The organism is Deltaproteobacteria bacterium (assembly GCA_016178705.1).
Taxonomy (GTDB): domain Bacteria; phylum Desulfobacterota; class Binatia; order HRBIN30; family JACQVA1; genus JACOST01.
Genome location: JACOST010000020.1, coordinates 1 through 18,195 on the forward strand (window position 1 = coordinate 1; position 18,195 = coordinate 18,195).

At 62.6% G+C, this 18,195-nt stretch carries 20 protein-coding genes; 7 read left to right on the plus strand and 13 right to left on the minus strand.

From position 1 onward, the window contains the following. Positions 1-255 precede the first annotated feature (255 nt). From HYR72_14470 to HYR72_14480, 3 genes are all read left to right on the plus strand, one after another. A complete protein-coding gene (locus tag HYR72_14470; protein ID MBI1816178.1) occupies positions 256-474 on the plus strand; it encodes a VOC family protein in 219 nt (72 codons plus the stop codon). 51 nt (positions 475-525) lie between these two features. Further along, entirely contained in the window at positions 526-1,443 is a 918-nt protein-coding gene (locus tag HYR72_14475; protein ID MBI1816179.1) for a carbon-nitrogen hydrolase family protein, read from the plus strand. Positions 1,444-1,760: 317 nt separating this feature from the next. Then, complete coding sequence (locus HYR72_14480) at positions 1,761-2,234, plus strand: XRE family transcriptional regulator (protein MBI1816180.1); 474 nt, start codon at positions 1,761-1,763, stop codon at positions 2,232-2,234. 32 nt (positions 2,235-2,266) lie between these two features. Here the strand turns inward: HYR72_14480 and HYR72_14485 are convergent, their stop codons facing one another. Then, the gene (locus tag HYR72_14485; protein MBI1816181.1) at positions 2,267-2,890 is read right to left on the minus strand and encodes an FMN-binding negative transcriptional regulator; all 624 of its coding nucleotides are present in this window, start codon (positions 2,888-2,890) and stop codon (positions 2,267-2,269) included. A 160-nt stretch (positions 2,891-3,050) separates the two neighbouring features. Here HYR72_14485 and HYR72_14490 point away from each other — a divergent pair, with 160 nt between their 5' ends. Both HYR72_14490 and HYR72_14495 read left to right on the plus strand, forming a co-directional pair. Further along, complete coding sequence (locus tag HYR72_14490) at positions 3,051-3,758, plus strand: SDR family NAD(P)-dependent oxidoreductase (protein ID MBI1816182.1); 708 nt, start codon at positions 3,051-3,053, stop codon at positions 3,756-3,758. 25 nt (positions 3,759-3,783) lie between these two features. After that, a complete protein-coding gene (locus HYR72_14495) occupies positions 3,784-4,926 on the plus strand; it encodes a hypothetical protein (protein ID MBI1816183.1) in 1,143 nt (380 codons plus the stop codon). A gap of 58 nt (positions 4,927-4,984) precedes the next feature. Here the strand turns inward: HYR72_14495 and HYR72_14500 are convergent, their stop codons facing one another. Continuing rightward, on the minus strand, positions 4,985-5,602 hold the full coding sequence (locus HYR72_14500; GenBank protein MBI1816184.1) for a DsbA family protein: 618 nt from the start codon (positions 5,600-5,602) through the stop codon (positions 4,985-4,987). Between the two features lie 180 nt (positions 5,603-5,782). Between HYR72_14500 and HYR72_14505 the strand changes: the two genes are divergently transcribed. After that, a complete protein-coding gene (locus HYR72_14505) occupies positions 5,783-7,630 on the plus strand; it encodes a HAMP domain-containing histidine kinase (protein ID MBI1816185.1) in 1,848 nt (615 codons plus the stop codon). A gap of 34 nt (positions 7,631-7,664) precedes the next feature. Here the strand turns inward: HYR72_14505 and HYR72_14510 are convergent, their stop codons facing one another. The 11 genes from HYR72_14510 to HYR72_14560 form a co-directional block, all read right to left on the minus strand. After that, the gene (locus HYR72_14510) at positions 7,665-8,453 is read right to left on the minus strand and encodes an undecaprenyl-diphosphate phosphatase (protein ID MBI1816186.1); all 789 of its coding nucleotides are present in this window, start codon (positions 8,451-8,453) and stop codon (positions 7,665-7,667) included. A gap of 325 nt (positions 8,454-8,778) precedes the next feature. Then, a complete protein-coding gene (locus HYR72_14515; protein MBI1816187.1) occupies positions 8,779-9,165 on the minus strand; it encodes a VOC family protein in 387 nt (128 codons plus the stop codon). A gap of 127 nt (positions 9,166-9,292) precedes the next feature. After that, complete coding sequence (locus HYR72_14520) at positions 9,293-9,712, minus strand: hypothetical protein (protein MBI1816188.1); 420 nt, start codon at positions 9,710-9,712, stop codon at positions 9,293-9,295. A gap of 213 nt (positions 9,713-9,925) precedes the next feature. Next, a complete protein-coding gene (locus HYR72_14525) occupies positions 9,926-10,783 on the minus strand; it encodes a class I SAM-dependent methyltransferase (GenBank protein ID MBI1816189.1) in 858 nt (285 codons plus the stop codon). Between the two features lie 71 nt (positions 10,784-10,854). Continuing rightward, positions 10,855-11,796 carry a sulfotransferase domain-containing protein gene (locus HYR72_14530; protein ID MBI1816190.1) on the minus strand — a complete coding sequence of 314 codons (942 nt, stop codon included), beginning with the start codon at positions 11,794-11,796 and terminating at the stop codon, positions 10,855-10,857. Between the two features lie 225 nt (positions 11,797-12,021). Further along, positions 12,022-12,342 carry a DUF5615 family PIN-like protein gene (locus tag HYR72_14535; GenBank protein ID MBI1816191.1) on the minus strand — a complete coding sequence of 107 codons (321 nt, stop codon included), beginning with the start codon at positions 12,340-12,342 and terminating at the stop codon, positions 12,022-12,024. Next, the gene (locus HYR72_14540; protein MBI1816192.1) at positions 12,326-12,550 is read right to left on the minus strand and encodes a DUF433 domain-containing protein; all 225 of its coding nucleotides are present in this window, start codon (positions 12,548-12,550) and stop codon (positions 12,326-12,328) included. The genes HYR72_14535 and HYR72_14540 overlap by 17 nt, the downstream gene beginning before the upstream one ends. Positions 12,551-12,784: 234 nt before the next feature. Further along, positions 12,785-13,234: a DUF1772 domain-containing protein gene (locus HYR72_14545; GenBank protein ID MBI1816193.1), complete on the minus strand. Its 450-nt coding sequence runs from the start codon at positions 13,232-13,234 to the stop codon at positions 12,785-12,787. 78 nt (positions 13,235-13,312) lie between these two features. Beyond that, entirely contained in the window at positions 13,313-13,729 is a 417-nt protein-coding gene (locus tag HYR72_14550) for a GFA family protein (protein ID MBI1816194.1), read from the minus strand. Between the two features lie 293 nt (positions 13,730-14,022). After that, a complete protein-coding gene (locus tag HYR72_14555; GenBank protein MBI1816195.1) occupies positions 14,023-15,267 on the minus strand; it encodes a hypothetical protein in 1,245 nt (414 codons plus the stop codon). Positions 15,268-15,333: 66 nt separating this feature from the next. Then, positions 15,334-15,624, minus strand: a complete 291-nt coding sequence (locus HYR72_14560; protein MBI1816196.1) for a hypothetical protein — start codon at positions 15,622-15,624, stop codon at positions 15,334-15,336. Positions 15,625-16,213: 589 nt separating this feature from the next. Between HYR72_14560 and HYR72_14565 the strand changes: the two genes are divergently transcribed. Continuing rightward, the gene (locus HYR72_14565; GenBank protein ID MBI1816197.1) at positions 16,214-18,175 is read left to right on the plus strand and encodes a protein meaA; all 1,962 of its coding nucleotides are present in this window, start codon (positions 16,214-16,216) and stop codon (positions 18,173-18,175) included. Positions 18,176-18,195 lie beyond the last annotated feature (20 nt).

An 18,195-nucleotide genomic window follows, 5' to 3' on the forward strand; every position in this document is an offset into this window, starting at 1 on the left:
ACGCTGGTGCACAACATCGAGAAGATCGCGAACTACGCCGCGGCCTGAAGGCCGCGCCGCCGACAAAGCGGCGCGCTGGGTCAGCCCTCGCCACGTAACCCGAACTCACCGGAGGATGAGATCCGTGCTGCCACAATCGCCCGGGAAAGCATTTGCCAACCGCCACCGGGTTTTTCTACAAGCTCGTTAGGCCTTGAAGTCGGTCTCAGGGACGAACGCCGCAAGTGGCTGTTCTTGAGGGCGGGTCACACCGGCATGGTGGTGCTCCAGGAAGACAGGGGAACTTGGCCGAAGGAACACTTCGCTCTCACTGTTGAGGAAGTCGATATCGAAGCCGCCGCCACGGCCCTGCGGCAGCGAGGCGTTGTTGTCAACGGACCAGTGTACCACGAGTGGATACCGGCGAAGTCTGTTTACTTTTCCGATCCCGACGGCCACGACTTGGAACTCTGTGCTCCGATGAAGAAAGCATAACTTGGAAGCAGTGACCGCCATCGGCGCGCGCGCCTGAGCACGAGATCCCGCATGACAATCACGGTTGCTACATGCCAGTTCCCGGTGGACGCCGACATTCGGAGAAACCTAGCGTACGTGCTGCGCCAAATGCGCATTGCGAAGAGCCGGGGTGCGCATGTCGCGCACTTCCCGGAGTGTTCCCTCTCGGGATACGCCGGGTCGGACTTCGCGTCGTACAAGGAGTTCGATTGGAGCGTGCTCAAGGAATGCACCCCCAAAGTTCTTGCTCTCGCGCGGGAGTTGCGGCTCTGGGTCATCGTGGGGTCGACGCACCGACTCACGGCGCGGCACAAACCTCACAACAGTCTCTACATCGTGACCGACCGCGGCGAACTGCTCGATCGCTACGACAAGATGTTCTGCGCCGGAGATCGAGGCGGCAAGAGCGGCGACCTCGCCCACTACAGTTCGGGGAATCATTTCAGTGTGTTTTCGATCGCGGGTGTTCGCTGCGGTGCCTTGATCTGCCACGACTACCGCTATCCGGAGCTCTACCGCGAGTACAAGCGTCGCGGCGTTCAGCTCATGTTCCATTCGTACCACGCGGCCCACGTGGCTCCGGACCGCCTCAAGGCGATACGAGACGACGTCGGCGCTCGGTTGCACCGGATCAACAACGGCTCGACACTTCCAGAGATCACGATGCGCGCCGCGATGCACGCCGCCGCGTCGAACAACTATATGTGGATCAGTTGTAGCAACTCGTCCGCTCGCGAGAGCTGTTGGCCCGCGTTCTTCGTTCGCCCGGACGGTGTGATCACTGGCCGCCTGCGCCGGAACACGGCCGGCGTCTTGATCTCGACCGTCGATACGAAGGAACGATTCTATGACTCCACGGTCGCTTGGAGAGAGCGATCAATGCGCGGCGTCTTCCACAGCGGTGCGCTCGTGCGGGACAAGCGATCCGACGACCGGACCACCTTGTGAGTACCTCGTGAGTAAGGTGATTGGGCGGCACGACTCCGCACCAAACGGACCGCGTGCTCGCGTTGCACACACGGTGGAGCCACCCCGATCCTTGGCAATGGTTACCATCTCTGGTAACACTTCGCCGTGAGCAAGATACGGCGCGGTAACTATCTCTTCCTGAGTTGGAAGGGGGACCACAGCCCGCGCCATGTCCACGTCTACCGAAATGGGAAGTTGGTCGTGAAGTGGAACCTTGACGATCGTGTGCCGATGAAGGGGCGCCCGACCGCTCGAGTACTGCAACTCATCGCACAGTTGGAAACAGAGGGACGACTATGAAGATCCGCCGGGTCGCCGTGAACAATCGCAAAGCACAGATCGAGCTCACGACGAGCTCCGGAAGGGTCTTCCCGGTCCCGTATGCGAAGCTCGACCCGCGGCCTACTCCGAAGAACCGGATTCGCGAGGTGCATGTGGACAAAGAACTTGCGAGCGAAGCCGTCACCTACGTCCTGGAATCGGGGAATGAGGGTTCGGTGCACATCGATCACGCGCTCGACTACAACGAGGACCCGAGCTACCTCGCCGAGTTGCTGATTCATAAACTTACCGTGGAAGCTCGGCGGCGGGTGGACCGGGCGGGCCTCAGCCGTCGTGAACTCGCGCGTCGCCTCAGCACGTCCGTGCCGCAGTTGTACCGGCTGCTCGATCCAAGCAACACGCAGAAGAGCCTGGGCCAGTTGGTAGGACTTCTCCACCTACTCGACTGCGATGTGCAACTCGTGGTGAGCCCGCGGCGAGCGGCGTAGTCAGGGTAGGTTGCTACGGTCGATGATGACAATCATCGCCGCATCTCCTGGTCAATCGTCCACTGCAGGGCGTCGGCTGCCGACGCGTCGTTGGGGCGGCCGCGCTGGCGCAGCTCCGCTACGATCCTTGTGCGCACCTCAACCGAACGGTTCTGCCCCAGTTTGAACTTCACGCGGCGGTCCTTGATGTCGAGTCTGACCGCTACGATGTGCGCGATGGCGCCGCGATAGAGCGGATCATCCGGCGTGAGCGTCCGAAATCCTCCTTCCGGTTGGTAGCGGGCCAGCAACCTTGTTTGCTGCGCGGCCAGAGCGGCCGCGCCCTCCGATACCGTCGCCGCGCAATCGAAGATGACCGTACGGTGGTACGCCGTCGCCATGACCGCGTCCTCCGGATGGACCCAGTACGACGGAATCACGGCCAGCACCTCGTCGACCTCGAACACGCAGCGCGGGCGGGTCTTCAGATCGGCGTACTGTTCGTCGGCTCGGTTCACGTGCATCTCGATCACGTCGCCTTCGTACGCGAACGGATAGAGGCCGATACGAGGTAGACCGTCTTGACTCACCGTCACGAGCCGGCCCAACTCGCGCCCGCGCACAAAAGTGTCGACGGTCGCTGGTGGGATGTCAGCGTAGTAGTCGTAGTAGATCACCTGCCGGTCCTCCTTGCGCTCGGCGCGCGAGTTATCACACGATAGACTCGTCTCGTCGCATTGGAAAGACGGATTCACGCTTGTGTGCACGCACGGCAACGTGTGGAGCGCGCTCGCGGCGCGTGCTACGGCGTGGGTTCACTCGCGTGAAGGAGGAACGATGGAACAGCCCAAACCGATTGCACTCGTGTCCGGAGTCGGTCCCGGCACCGGCAGAGCGATCGTCCAGAGATTCGCCAGGGGCGGCTATCGCGTGGCGATGCTCGCTCGCAATCGCGAGCGTCTCGATGCGCTGGAGAAGGAGATTCCCAATGCGGTGGGCATCGTCTGCGATGTCGCCGATGAGAGCCAAGTCGAGGCGGCGGTCGCGGCGGTGCGCTCGACGTTGGGCGAACCATCGGTGCTGATCCACAACGCCGTCGGCGGATCATTCGGAAACTTTCTCGAGGTCGATCCGGCGATCCTCAATCAGAACTTCCAGGTCAACACGATGGGATTGCTGTATCTCGCGCGGCGTCTGGCACCGGCGATGATCGAAGCCGGCAAGGGCGCCATTGTCGCGACCGGCAATACGTCGGCGATCCGCGGCAAGGCGGCGTTCGCCGCCTTCGCGCCGACGAAAGCGGCCCAGCGAATTCTGGCGGAGTCGATGGCGCGCTTCCTCGGCCCCAAGGGAGTTCACGTCGCCTACGTGTTGATCGACGCGGTCATCGATCTCGAATGGACCCGCCGCTTTCAGAGCGACAAACCTGACGAGTTCTTTTGCAAGCCGGACGATATCGCCGCCGAGGTCTGGCATGTGGTGCATCAGGAGCGCTCGGCGTGGTCGTTCAATGTGGAGGTCCGCCCGTTCGGTGAAGTGTGGTAGAGGCGCTACGCGTGACTCAGGTTCGATGATTGATCTTGATGGCAGCCCCTTTCCGCCGCACGTCCGCGACGACTTCGACGAATGGTTTCGGGCACCGGTGCCGTTGGTCTCGCCCGATCCGCGCATCGAGGTGCGGCGTGCGCTACCGTCGGAGTTCGAGCGGATCTACGACCTGGTCGATGAAGCCTTCGGCTTCAAGCGCTCTCGAGCGCTGAACGACTGGGCCTACCGCCACAACCCGTACGGTGTGGCGCGCTGCTGGATCAGCGTGGAACGCGCGACGGGCAAATTCGTCGGGTCGGCAGTCAACTGGCTGTGGCCTCTTGCACACGGAATGCGCCCGCTGCCCGCGACGCAGGGCGGCGATGCCGCGGTTGCGCACGGATGGCAGCGCCGACAGATCCATGGACAGGCCGGGGAAATTCGCGAATCACACCCGTGGATGCGTTCCAATGTGTTCTATGGCTGGCCGAACGCGTCCACGGTTCAACGCATCCGCAAGGACAAGAAGGACCACCGATTGGTCGGTGTGGTGCCGAGGCGCGTCCTGCCGCTACGCACGGGCAAGTACCTCGCCGGTCGCGGATTGCCGCGGCCACTCGCCGCCGTCGGTGGGCGAATAGTGGACGGCCTCTTCGCGACGTGGTCCGCCGCGATCCTCGGCAAGCCCATCGATGGGCGCGTGGAGCAAGTGCGTCGGTTCGACAGCGCCTTCGATGACGTCACTCGGCGGTGCCTAGCTTTCAGCGGTTACTGGTGTCCGCATGATGCCGACTTCCTCAATTGGCGCTATTTCAGAGATCCCGCGCGCGAGCACGTTGCATTCGCGCTGACGGTGGGCGCGACGCTGAGCGGCTACGCAGTGGTGCGAGTGGACGGCGGGAAGGCGCTACTCATGGAGTTCGTCATTCCTCACGAGCAGCCGCGGGCCGCACACACGCTGCTGCTTCATGTGATCGAGTCCGCGGTTGATGCGGGTTGCTCGCACGTGGTGGTCACCGCCCCGTCGGCGTGGCGGCATTGGCGACTGCTGCGCTCCGCGGGGTTCGTGGCGCAGGGCTCGGGCCCGTTGATGTACGCCTTCTCGTGGCGTGACGACACGCCGGGCCTGCAGGCGTTTGACAACTGGCAATTTCTTGGAGGCGACCTCGACCCCTTCGTGATGTGAAATGGCGCCCTGCGTGCGTATGGCTGATCGCAGATGGCGTATGGTCCGAACGATCGATCTAATCCTTCGCTCGCAGACTGCGTTCGATCCAACGACGATAGATCTCCAGCGGCTGCGCGCCGGTAATCCAGCCATCGCGGCCTTCCATCCGAACGCACGGTACACCGTCGATGCCGAGAGCGACGGCTTCGTTGTGCTGATCGATGGTCTGCTGCAGCAACTCTGCGTCGGCCGAGCGAGCAAACGCATCGTCCGGCAACTCCGCCTCGCGCCAAATCGCTCGCAGTGTGGCGTCGTCGGTGATGTCGCGATTCTCGGCGAAATACGCGTGCAGCAGCCGATCGTGAACGCGATGAAACGCGTCGTCGCTGATCGTGGCCGCGGCCTTCGCGACGAGATGCGGCGGGATGCTGTGCGACGGCGGGCCAGCATCGCCCTCCCACACGCGGAACGTGCCGCCGTCCGGATCGCTCGCGGGACGCAACCACGATTGCGTGTAGGCCTTGAACTTCTCCAGCGTGCGATGTGGATCCGGCTGTGGACGCAACAGATAGCTGCGCCACTCGATCTGAATGCGGTCGCCAAACTCTTCCTGCAACCGCCGCACTCGCACGGTCCCGTTGTAGCACCACGGGCAGAGGTAGTCGGAGTTGACGATGAGACGAATCGGCTCCATGGCCCTAGCGACTATACCCGCTGCTGGTTCCGAGCAACTGGGGTTGGGATGCTGTTGACGCTGCGAGGCGCGTGGCGATAGATAGCAAACCCTGACGGCGGCAAGGCAAGGACCTATCTGTCCGCGAGGCGAGGAGAAGCAGCCACGATAGGCGACGCGGCCGACGAGGCTCCGCAGGATTTGCGCAACCAGCCAACTGCTGAGCCCGAAGTAACTCAGGACCTCCTCCGCGAGGCGTACGAGAACACCCGCACGCTCACACTCTGGGGCGCGGGCGCGTACATACTCTTTCTGCCGACGCCCTTTCTTCGGTTTCCGCTGCGAACGGCGGTGCTCTTGGCGGTGTTGCAACTGAGTGAGATCGCTTGCCTGCTGCTCATCCGTTTCGCGCAAAGCCAGGGGAAGATTCCGCTCCATCGTGCCAACGAGGCCTTGGCGGCGACGTTGGCCGTCCCGATGGTCGACCTGCTGATTCGCAGCTACGTGGCGTACACGCCCGATCGGGCCTATCTGGTCGCCCTGTATCTCATTGCCGTCGGGGTCTTCTGTTTATCGCGGATGTGGGTTGCGGTGCTGCTGGGAACCACCGTTGCAACCTGGTTGCCGCTGGTCTGGCTCCGCCCGGAGAGCCGGAGCATTGTCGAAACGATCCTGCCGCTCGCTGCGGGGTCCGTGGTTGGGTTGCTGGCGCGCAACGTCCGGATGGGAGCAGTGCGACGCGTAGAGCGGCTGCGCCAACGCGACGTCCGCCATCTGCACGAGGCGCGCGTGAACGAGGCTAAGTTTCGCGAAGAGGCCGGTGTCTCCGCCGCGCTGGCGCGAGTCGGTGCCGAGCTGATCGCCGCGCTCGACGAACCCGCGCTTTTGGATCGCCTGTGTCGGCTGACGACGGAAGTGCTCGCGTGCGACCTGAGCCACACCTACCTGCGGATCGGCAGCGAAGATGTGTTCATGCCCGTCTCCGTGTATGGCCACACGCGCGAACACGAAGAGATGATCCGTGCGCTCCGCCTCGCGCCGGACCTGAACCCCGGTCTGGCCTCCTTCCTCGAACGACTCGAACGCCAAGAGGTGGTCACGACGGATCTGTCGACGCAGCCCGGGGCGCTGGCCGAGCACGGCCGCCGGCACAACATCGTGCACCTGCTGCACGTCGCGCTGCGCCGCGGCGGTCGAGTCATCGGCTTTCACGCTGCCGGCTACTACGGCAACCACGAACCGTTCACCGCCGTACAAATCCGCATCGCCACTGGGCTCGCTCACCTCGCCTCGCTGGCGTTGGAGAACGCACGCTTGCTCAGCGAACTCGGCCGCGCCAGCCAGCTGAAGTCGGATTTCATGGCGACGATGTCGCACGAGCTGCGCACTCCTCTCAATGTCATCATCGGTTTCAGCGACCTGCTGCGCGGCGGCACGTTTGGCGCCCTGAGTCGCGACCAGTTGGGCGTCTTGGAGAGTATCGACAAGAGCACCCGCGACCTCCTGGAGCTGATCGTGGCCACGCTTGACCTCAGTCGTCTCGAGCGCGGCGAGGTCCCGCTCGACATCGGGGCTGTCGACCTCGGCGAGTTGGTCAACGAAGTGCATGACGAGAACGTCACGCTGTGGCAGCGTGCCGGGCGCGATTTCGCGGTGCACGTTCCGCCGACGCTGCCCGTGGTGCGTACCGATCGGATGAAACTCAAGGTCGTGCTCAAGAACCTCATCGGCAACGCGGCCAAGTTCACACCCGGGGGACGCATCGAAGTTGATGTGCAGGCACGTGCGGATGGCGTCGAGATCCGCGTCGTCGACACCGGCATCGGCATCGCTCCCGAGGTGATGCCCACCATCTTCGAGCCGTTTCGTCAGGGCGATGCTTCGGGTGTGCGCGCGCAGGACGGCGTGGGGTTAGGACTGTACATCGTCCGACGCCTGCTCGACATGATGGGCGGGACGGTCGACGTGGAGAGCACGGTGGGCGTGGGCTCGACCTTTCGAGTGCGGGTACCTTTTTCCGTCACGGGAGGGTTGAAGGCCAAGTCGTGACTTCGGACTGCTGCAGATGCTGAACTACCCCGGTTCACCGGAAGAACAGCAGAATCGCCAGCCCGGCTGCGATCCGATAGTAGCCGAAGCCGGTGAAGTCGTGGCTGCGCACGAAGTTGATGAAGACGCGTACCACGATCAGTGCGGCGATGAACGAGGTGACAAAGCCGACGGCGAGCGGCAGCGCGTCGCTGGCGACGAGGTCGTGGCGCGCCTTGAACAAGCTGTACAGACTCGCCGCAAATAGTGTGGGGATCGAGAGGTAGAACGAGAACTGGGTCGCGGCCGGTCTATCGATCCCCACAAGCATGGCACCGATGATGGTGGCGCCGGCGCGCGAGACACCGGGAATCAGTGACAACACTTGCGCCCCGCCAACGCCCAATGCCTGCATCCAGCCAGTGGCCTCGATCGCTTCCACGTCGAACTGCCACGCGCGGCGTTCGAGGGCGATGATGATCGCGCCGCCGACGATCAGCGTGATCGCCACTACCGTCGGACTGAAGAGATGTTCCTCGATGACGTGATGGAACAGAAAGCCGATGCCGGCGGCCGGGAGGAAGGCGAGCGCGACCTTGCCGAGAAGATCGCGTGCGGGCGCGTCCGAAGGAGCGCGCCGTACGAGGTCGAGCAGCGGTTGGTGGTAAAGCCACACGACAGCGAGAATCGCGCCGAGTTGGATGAAGATCTCAAACGTCGCTCGCGACGCCACGGGATAGTTCACCAGGTCGGAGGCGACGATCAGATGACCGGTCGACGAGATCGGAAGAAATTCAGTGATACCTTCAACGATGCCGAGAATCAAAGCCTTGAGAACGATCATGGAAGCGGTTTGTCTCCCTCCGGTTGCGCGGACGTGCTGCGCCGGTACGTGATTCACGGCGGGAACACAAGCCCGAGCGCGCGACGAAACGGCGAGGCCCATTGGTTGACCCCAGATCCGGAAATAGCATTGAAACCGCCGATGGACGCCGATGCACGCCGATACGAGATTTCAGCGAGGGCAGGAGCGATCCGCAACCCTCATCGAAAGACGTCTGGTGATCAAGCCCTGAGTTCTATCCAGATCCGTAGCTGCGTATATCGGTGTGAATCGGCCGGTTTCGTTTCTTCTTTCGGATTAAGGTTGGGAGGTGCAACGATATCCGCTAGCCGAGATCTCCGGACGGGCTAGCAAGCACGACCGTGTAGCCGTCCGGATCGCGCATCCAGCACTCCCGGTGTTTGGCTCGGGGATTCACGTGCGGCTCCTCGAGGATGTGGGCGCCAAGCGCGCGGGCGCGTGCTACCGCTGCGTCGAACGTCGCGGTCTCGAACCACAAGAGCACTTCGTAGCCGTGCGGTGCCGCGTCCGCGTCGCCCATGTTGGGGTGCTCGTGGTCATTCCAGTGGTGAAGCTGAAGTAACAGCTGCCCGTCTTTCAAGAGCATCTCGTACTCGGGTCCGCCGTGACCGCTCTCGCAGCCGAGAAGTTCCTGATACCAGCGACTGCTGACCTCAACGTCCCGCACCGTGATCAAGGGCTGAACTTGCATGTCCGTCTCCTTCCGGTCTCCACGGCTTCAAGACTGCCCGATGCGGCCGCCGAACGGCTTAGCGATGAGCCGCGCGTTCTTTTCGCGTCGACCTCCATCGCCGTGGTGGACGGCGCTCATAGAGTCGCTACTCCCAAGCTGGGGCTCGCAGCACTACCAAGAAAAGGTAGAGAGGCAAGAGTGTGCACACTGCGTTCGCGAAGAGTTCTGGCGCGAGATCACGCCACGGCATCAGATAGACGCTGTTTCGCAAATCAAAAGTGATATCGAGTAACCCGATGTAGAGAGCTGCACTGGCGGCGGCAATCGCCATGAAGAGACCCCATCTGCGCTTCCGGCCGATGCCGAGGGCACCAAGGCCAGCAGCGATGGCCGTCCACAAGCTGGAGGGAAGCTGAGCCACTTGGAGCTGACGCCCGCAGTCGGGGACGCCCTGGCTGAGACGCAGACCGCCGATGTACAGCGCCGAGTATACCGCCACGCCAATGGCAGAGAGCCATAGGAGGAATCGAGCGAGTCCGAGTGATTGTTCGTCTCCGGTCGTCACAAACTCACCTCCTGTCCTGCGCGAGCCCGCCGCGCCACGTACAGCTTTCAAGTGATGCACGCAACATCGGTCCGGCCGTCCTACGGATCGAGCGATCAGTCGCCATGCACCCGACATGATCCACGTTCTCTTCGCTGCGAACGTGACGACGGGTCATGGTCGGCTGCATCGCGGAGTTGTATGGCTCGCACTGGGATCTCCAAGCTTCGAGGCTCATGGCTCTGCCGTGCGTGTTGTCACTGAACGCCAAACCTTGAGTTCACTGTCGGACAATCGGACAGAGAACAAACCCTTCGGCGAAGCGTTCAAAAGGAGAACTCGGAGGTCGGCCTCGAACGCGGGCATGCGTTCGCCGAACAGGTGCGGCGCAGTCCCAGATGAAGAGAATTTCTCGGCAACGATGTCGTCGACAGACCGAACCAGCACTCGCTCATCGGGTACCACTACTCGCTCGGGACCGATGAATCCTGTTGCACGGAACACGTCGTCTTCGTCGTCTGGAGATGAATTGCGAATGCCTTGCCCAGCTCTGCGATCAGGGCCGAGATAGGACTTCCTGAGGTCGCCGATTTTCGCTTCCGGCGGCGCAGGATATCGCTGGCCCTCTGATGCCAGAACGTCTTGCCGGTAACCGGGATTGTCGACGTGCACCACGGCGCCACCAGGGTCCAGCATGGTCCGAACGGTGGCGAAGACCCTCGGCCGGTCCATCCAATGAAGTGATGCGGCGAACGTAACGACTCGGAACCGCCCTAAATCAGCCGGTAGCGCTTCAGCTCGCATCTCTACCCAGTGGACGTTCGCGACGTTGTGTTGCTGTGCGAGCCGCTGACCCTCCATCAGCATATCCGGATCCGCGTCGAGACCGACGACTTCATCGAACAGATGCGCAAGCCGGAGGGCGATCGTCCCCGGCCCGCATCCCACGTCAAGCAGCCGGCCGGTTCCATCCAGGGCCAGGGCCTCGGCCATCGTCTCGGCGAGGCGCGGTGCATACGGCAACCGTCCGCGCTCGTAGTAGGTGGCCGCACCGTCAAAGAGAGTCGGGTCCCACGTCCAAAGTTCGCTCACAGAAGATCGATCCCGCAGGCTTTGCCGTCGGTTGTTGCCGCCGCTCATCTGCGGCCGCGCGTGCAGCCTCGTCAATCCAGCGCGGCCCGCGGATCACCGGCGACCAAGCGACCATTCTCGACCCAGCGCCTGAGCCCCGGCGTGAAGCGCGTCGCGGCCTTCTCGTAGAGCGCGAGATCGTCCGCGGTCATCACGTCGCGCCAGCGGCCATTCGAACCCTTGAAGAAGAATCGATCGGCGCCGCCCTCAAAGATGTCGTTCGCGTGGGCGAGGAGCGTTGCACCTTCGCGCTTCATGACTTCGAACGTGGCGGCTTCGACGAGGCGCGGCCAAAGATCGCGCGGCGTCTCGATCGACAGGAACTCCGCGATGCGGCGCATCTCGCCGTCGAGATCGGCCTTCAAGTCGTTGTAATGAACGAGGAGGAGGTTCTCGCGCCGTCGCGCCTGCCAGTACGTCGCCTCGAGATCGAAGAACGAGACATCGGGATAACCGTCCTGAGCGCCCGGGAGCACCCCGCGCGTGAACCAGCGCCGCCAGAATTCGCGCGCGTCATCCGGGCAGCGCGGATACGGTCCCAACTCGGGCGCGGCGTTATCGAGCATCTCATACGCGGTCGGGGTGAACGCCGAGCAGTGATTGAAGAACGACATGCAGGCGTCGCGGGCGTCGCGGGCGACGTGGATGTAGCGGAGCTGCTCAAAGTACGGCAGGCCGTCGAACGGAAGGTGACTCTTGACGAACCGCCGGTGCGGCTGCGCCTCGATGAGGTCGCGCATGAACTCCACCGGCATCATGAAGCGGGCGTCGATCCAGGGCGAGATCTCCATCACGGGGCACGGCTCGGGCGACTGGAGGATGAGCAGGCTGACGATCCGCTGCATCCAGGTCGTGCCGCACTTCGAGTGCGTCGCAACGACGACGTCGCCGTTACGGGGCTGATAGGATTCCCAGCGCGTGCTGTCGTGCGCCCAGGTCTTGTAGATCTTCGGCTGATTTTGTCGCTCACTCATACGTGGTTCTTCCCTCGATGACCGGGTTGGTTAGCCCTGATGTGCCAAAAAATTTACCGCCGAGAACGCGGAGACCGCAGAGCGAGAGTCACCACGAGAGTATTCAAGCACTTTCGTTGACCTCATTGGCAATGGACTTGGGGCTGGCTCCTTCGTGGCCTCCCCATTCTCTGGCTCGGCGCTCTCGGCGTGCTCTGCGGTGAATCCGTTTTTGTCACATCAAGGTTAGACACCCACCTCACGCAGCTCGCCCGGCTTGATCTCGGTGAGGATGCGCTCAAGTTCTGGCACAAGAGGCCGGAGGAACTCGATCTTGTTGCGGCGTGCCACCAAGACAACGACGGCAATGTCGCGCCCAGCAACGGCCTGTTGGTACTTGATCCGTTGGTCGACGGTGACCAAGACCTCGAACTCCGATTCGGCCAACCCCAGGAGGGCTCCATTTTCCTTGCCGGCCCAACCCATTTCAGGAGCCGTGCGGACTTCATGGCCTCGAAGCTCCTGCCGCAGTCGCTTCGGCACACACTCGTCAAGCAGCAGTCGCACGCTGGATGAGGGAGTCTTTGGCGAGTTCTAGGACGGCAATCGCGTGCTCGCGGCTCACGGTGGGGAAGTCCCCCAGGAACTCGTCGAGCGAACCGCCCTCCTCGATATAATCCATGAGTGTCTGCACCGGCACGCGAGTCCCGGTGAACACCACCGCACCGCTCATGATGTTCATCGAGCTGCTGATCAGCGGGGAGGGTAGGGCCATCACATGCCTCCGAGGCGACTCGCACCATAGCGACTCGCGCGAGTGGTGTCTAACGTTGATCTGAAGAGAAGGATTTCTCGCGCAAAGACACAAGGGCGCAGAGCATGCAGGATTCAGATGCCGCATCTGGTGATCTCAGAACGGCATCGGGAAGGGAATTTTCTTCCGAATCTCTCCAGCGCGCTGCGGCGCCCCAACGGTATGCCGTTAGACGACCGCTGCCCCGAAGCAGAGCTACGACGCACGGCGCGTCTCCTTGCCCCGAATGGACAAGAGTTGCGTGTAGAAGGCGCCGACTCCGAGGAGCACACGGACCCAGTGCCAAGTTGCCCATGTCCCGAGCTCGCGTGAAACGTTCTCAGGTGCAACGCTTCGTGCGGCAAAGACAATGTTCCTCGGCGCATGGGCAGCGAAGTAGACAGCCACGACCAGGAGGGCGAGCACCGCGGAAGTCAGAGCCCACGCGCGAACGGAACCTCCGATGCGCCAGGTGACTACTGCGGAGAGGATCGCCGCAGCCGTCGCCGCGGCACCCAGAGGCACCATCAAGACGCCGATTCGATGCGCATGAGTGGCGAACCAAGCCAGAAAGGCTTCGGGTTCGAGCGACTGCCAGTATCCGACAAAGGCGACGGCGATGAGCAGCATCGCTCCCGCCAGTAGACCGAGAAGCACAACGGTCACGTCTTGGATGGTTCGTGTGAGCAATGTGTCACTCTTGCGGTGCGCATAACGGATGACCGTTGGGCGGCACGTTTGACGCTAGTCGCGCTCGCCGAACGAGACGCCTCCAGGCTCCTGACGGAGCCCGTCGTCAATTTCCACCCATGGTGCCTTGGAGCCGACCATGAAGTGCAGTTCGACCTTGCCCGAGGGGTCAGTGTCGAGGGTACCGAGCCGAAAGCCCAGAACTTCTGGCGTCGCGTCCTGGCGCTTGTAGATCGGCGAGCCACAGCAGCCGGCGAAGAAGCGATACACACCTGGGCTGGATTCCCAGCTACGAAGGAGTTCTCTTCCCGAGACGAAGATGAGCGAGGTGGCCTTCACGCCCGCCGTTGTGCCGAAACTTGATCCCGAGTGCTTGCGACATCGCCAGCAGTGACAGTAGGTGACGGGGCCGATGAGCCCTCCGCGAATCTCGTAGTGGATTCGCCCGCACGCGCACGAGCCTTTGAGCATATGAACTCCGCCTTCCTTGTGCCGCAACCGCTGCGGGTCACCCGCGGCGCCGCGACACACCGAACCGTTCACCTTTCGAACCTCTGCCACGATGGGATCTTCCCAGCGTGTGGTGTCGTGCGCCCACGTCTTGTAGATCTTCGGCTGCCCTCGCGGCTCATTCATGTACGCACCCTCGTTCCAGATGTCTTCCGAATCGCTCCACTGCGCTGTTCCGCCCAACGCGGGGGCGATGAGCCGCGCCTTGGCGTCGGTCCCCATCGGCATTGTTAGGCGGCAAGCAGAGTCTAGCGTCATCGGTCAGCCTTCAGGTCCTTCGGAACCTGCCACCACGATCCCTTGCGCTTCCGAACCATTCGCTGCAAGGCGAGCGCGTCGGGGCTGCTGACATCAAAGTCGACTTGTTCTGGAGGTAGCTCAGCAGCGTCACTTACCTGCTTCAGTTCCTCCACCAGCTTTGCTTGTGCTTCAGGTCTCATACGAGGGACGTCCTCAGGACGGTCCCGCCACGATCGCAAGTGCTTGTCCCAGAGGCGCGCGACGAGAGAATCTGCGTCCTTTGGGGGTGCGATTCCAAGGGACATGAGTCCGCTATCCTTGGCTTCACTGGGCAAGCTCAAGAAGCGTTCGTTGAGCATACAAAGCTCGACCTTGAGGTCTTGCCCCCATACGAAATCTTGATTGGTGCGGAGGAAGTTGGGAGCACACCGGGCATGGAGCCTGTCGGAAGAGACGAAGACCATGCAGAATGGCAGATAGAAGAGGTAGGCGATGTCGACACGATTAGAAGGCCGCGCACGAGAGATCATGCCGGCAGAGAGAGCAACCTGGAAGAAGATTTCTACCGTTAAGACAAACGACGCATACGGAGCGTAGTCAGGCAGGGGCGGTGAACCGGCATGCACCCAACGCGAGAGGATCATTGCCCGTTGCCGGGGTGAGGCGCGGAGAAAAAGCAGAGCAAGCTCGATCAGCGGCCGCGACTTGGTCGTGTCGCGCAACGCTGCGTCAGCCACCGCTTTTGCGTCCGCGAGGCTTTTTGAGGATTCCCCTCCGACCCCGATGGCGGCGAGACCTCTTCCGACCTCATCGAGAGGAAGGACCGAAAGTGAGTGGCGCCAGTCGCGGGAGAACTCACGCTCGACGTCAAGAAATTCCTCCGCTTGCCAGCGGGAGAATGCTTTGGATTCAGGCGGTTCGTCCCAGACCACTCCGGTGCGACCGCCTCCTTTAACCGGCCGTCCCCCGGCGATGGGTATTACACCGTTCATCGGAACGGGATCACCTGCTAGATTTGAGAGGGCGAGATTCACGTGAAACGCGCACGGCGTTCCGTGCATGTCTGGAAACTTGTCTGCAATGATGCGAACTTCGCGTTCGGGCGTGCGTGGGTCAACGACGGGTTTGTCAAGGTCGGCCAGCGTCTCGACGTAGAAGAAGGGCGCCACGACCGGCAGAAAGAAGTGGTCGAACCAGACTGACTCATCGACGCTGAGGGACTGAAGAAACGACTTGTCGAAGAGAGCGATGGGACCCATGGTAAGTGTTGGTGCCTAGCGGCTCAGGCATCAGCCGCGCGCATCTAGCGCCTTGGCTGGTGGTGGTTAGCCAGTTCCGCTCCACCCGGCAGCCTTCCGGTCGAGTTCCGCCAACAGATCGCGCAAGACTTCGCGAAGGCTGTCGGCCATGGTGACTTGCATGGCCCGCTCGATGAAAGTGGCCCGCGAGCCGCTGTACTCCGCGTCGGCGTCGGTGATGACACGCTCGAACTTGCGCTCGAACAGCGGCCGACCATCACGCTCGACGGTGATCTTCAGCGCAGTGATTCCCGCGACACGCGAGAACAGGAATCCAACGGCCTGCGAGCAGAATGCATCGATCTCGGACCGGACCACGACCTCATCAGGGGTCCGTGGCTCCTGCGATACGAGGGCAAACAGCTTCGACTGTACTAATTCCAAGACGATTCGGTCGCGAATGACCGACGGCGCATCACTCGCCCAGAAGGGGTCCGTCCGGCAGCCCGTCCAACGCGTTCCAGCAATCGATTCCCCGTAGTGCTCCGGCCGCCGGTCGACGGGCATCGCTACGGAGACATTGAGTGGATAGGTCTTTTGCGCCGAATACTGAGTCGAAGTCGGAGGAAAGGACAGCGAGGCCCCTGGAATTCTCACTGCGGCGCGGTTGCAAGCGACTACCGACAAGCATACCGTCACTGCACTCAGGGACGCGGCGAGTAGTGTTCGATAGCGGACTCCCTCGACAACTCCCATCTTCATGTGCGCTTCCGAATCTGGCTAACAAGAATTAGCCCGCGAGCCTGACCACCCGAGCTTCGCGGGGCATCCAATTCACCTTCCGCTTATCCGTTACTCTAGATCGCTTACGCCGTCCAGTTCTCTTGACCCAGCGTGGTGGCGCGTGGGACCGCGCGCTCTGTGCGGCCCGTTGCCAGACGCACGGCCGCGTGGTTTAGAAGGTCCCATGGCGCACCGCGACGAACCGTGGCTGATGCGCACCTACGCGGGTCACACCGATCCGCGCGCGGCCAACGCGTTGTTTCGCACGAATCTCTCCAAAGGGCAGACCGGATTGAGCGTGGCCTTCGATCTGCCGACGCAGACGGGTTACGACGCGGACGATCCGATGGCCGCCGGCGAGGTCGGCAAGGTCGGGGTGCCGATCGGACACATCGCCGACATGGACGCGCTCTTCGCCGGCATTCCGCTGGCCAAGACGAATACGTCGATGACTATCAACGCCACCGCCGCCTGGCTGCTCGCGCTCTACATCGCCGCGGCCGAGCGCCAGGGCGCTAACCCGCGCGAGCTGCGTGGTACGACGCAGAACGACATCCTGAAGGAGTACTTGTCGCGCGGCACGCACATCTTTCCGCCCGAGCCGTCGCTGCGGCTGACGGCGGATACCATCGAGTACACCGTGGTCAACATTCCGAAATGGAACCCGGTCAACATTTGCAGCTATCACTTGCAGGAAGCCGGCGCGACGCCGGTGCAGGAGTTGGCGTTCGCGTTGGTCAACGCGTTCGCGGTGCTCGATCGCGTGCAGAAGCGCCCGGGTGTTTCGATGTCCGACGTGGTCGGGCAGATCTCGTTCTTCGTCAACGCCGGCATTCGCTTCATCGAAGAGATGTGCAAGCTGAAGGCGTTCGTGCGCTTGTGGGACCGTTACATGGCCGAGCGCTACGGCGTGGCGGACGCCAAGAAGCGCCGCTTCCGCTACGGCGTGCAGGTCAACTCGCTCGGCCTCACCGCGCAGCAGCCGGAGAACAACGTGCAGCGCATCCTGCTTGAGATGCTGGCGGTGACGCTGTCGAAGGAAGCGCGCGCGCGCTCGGTGCAATTGCCGGCATGGAACGAGGCGCTCGGCTTGCCGCGCCCGTGGGATCAACAGTGGGCCCTACGCATGCAACAAGTGCTGGCGTACGAAACCGACGTGCTCGAATACGAAGACCTCTTCGAGGGATCGAACGTGATCGAGGCCAAGGTGAGTGAATTGATGGCGAGTGCCGACGCCGAACTGACCCGTGTCTTGCGCGTGGGTGACGCAGCCGAGGCGATCGAAGTGATGAAGCGCGCCTTGGTCGCCAGCCACGCGGCGCGCCAGCGTCAAATCGAGAGCGGTGAGCTGAGCGTCGTCGGCGTGAACACGTTCACCGAACACGAGCCCTCGCTGTTGGTCGCGGCTGAAGTGGAGAGCGTGCTGGTCGTCGATCCCGAAGCGGAGCGCAAGCAGATCGAGCGCCTCTGCGCGTTTCGCGCCGAGCGCAATGCCGCCGATGTGAGTGCGGCGCTCCGTGGACTCGAGGATGCCGCGCGTTCCGGCAGTAACGTCATGCCCGCATCGATTCGCGCGGCGCACGCTGGCGTCACCACCGGCGAATGGGCGGGCACGCTTCGCAAAGTGTTCGGTGAGTATCGGGCGCCGACGGGGTTGCAAGGTCTCGCCTTCAGCGGCGCCGGCGACTCGCTCGAAGCGGTTCGCCAACGCGTGAAGCAGGTGGCCGCGGCGATCGGTCATCCGTTGCGCTTGTTAGTGGCCAAGCCCGGACTCGACGGTCACTCCAACGGTGCCGAACAAGTGGCAGTACGCGCGAAGGAGGCCGGCTTCGAAGTGATCTATGACGGCATTCGCCTGACCCCCGAACAGATCGCCGAATCCGCGTTGCAAGAAGACGTCGATGCCGTCGGGATTTCGATCCACTCGGGTTCGCACATGACGTTGGTGCCGCGCGTGGTGGAGTTGTTGCGCGCGAAAGGGCTCGGCGACGTGCCGGTGTTCGTCGGTGGCGTTATTCCAGAGAGCGATCAACCGAAGCTGCGTAGCGCCGGTGTCGCCCGCGTGTACACGCCCGGACAAGCGACGTTGACGGTCATCGTTGGCGACATTGCCGAGATGATCGCGGAACGTCGCCGCGCGGCGTAGCAGCCGACTGACTGGAGAGG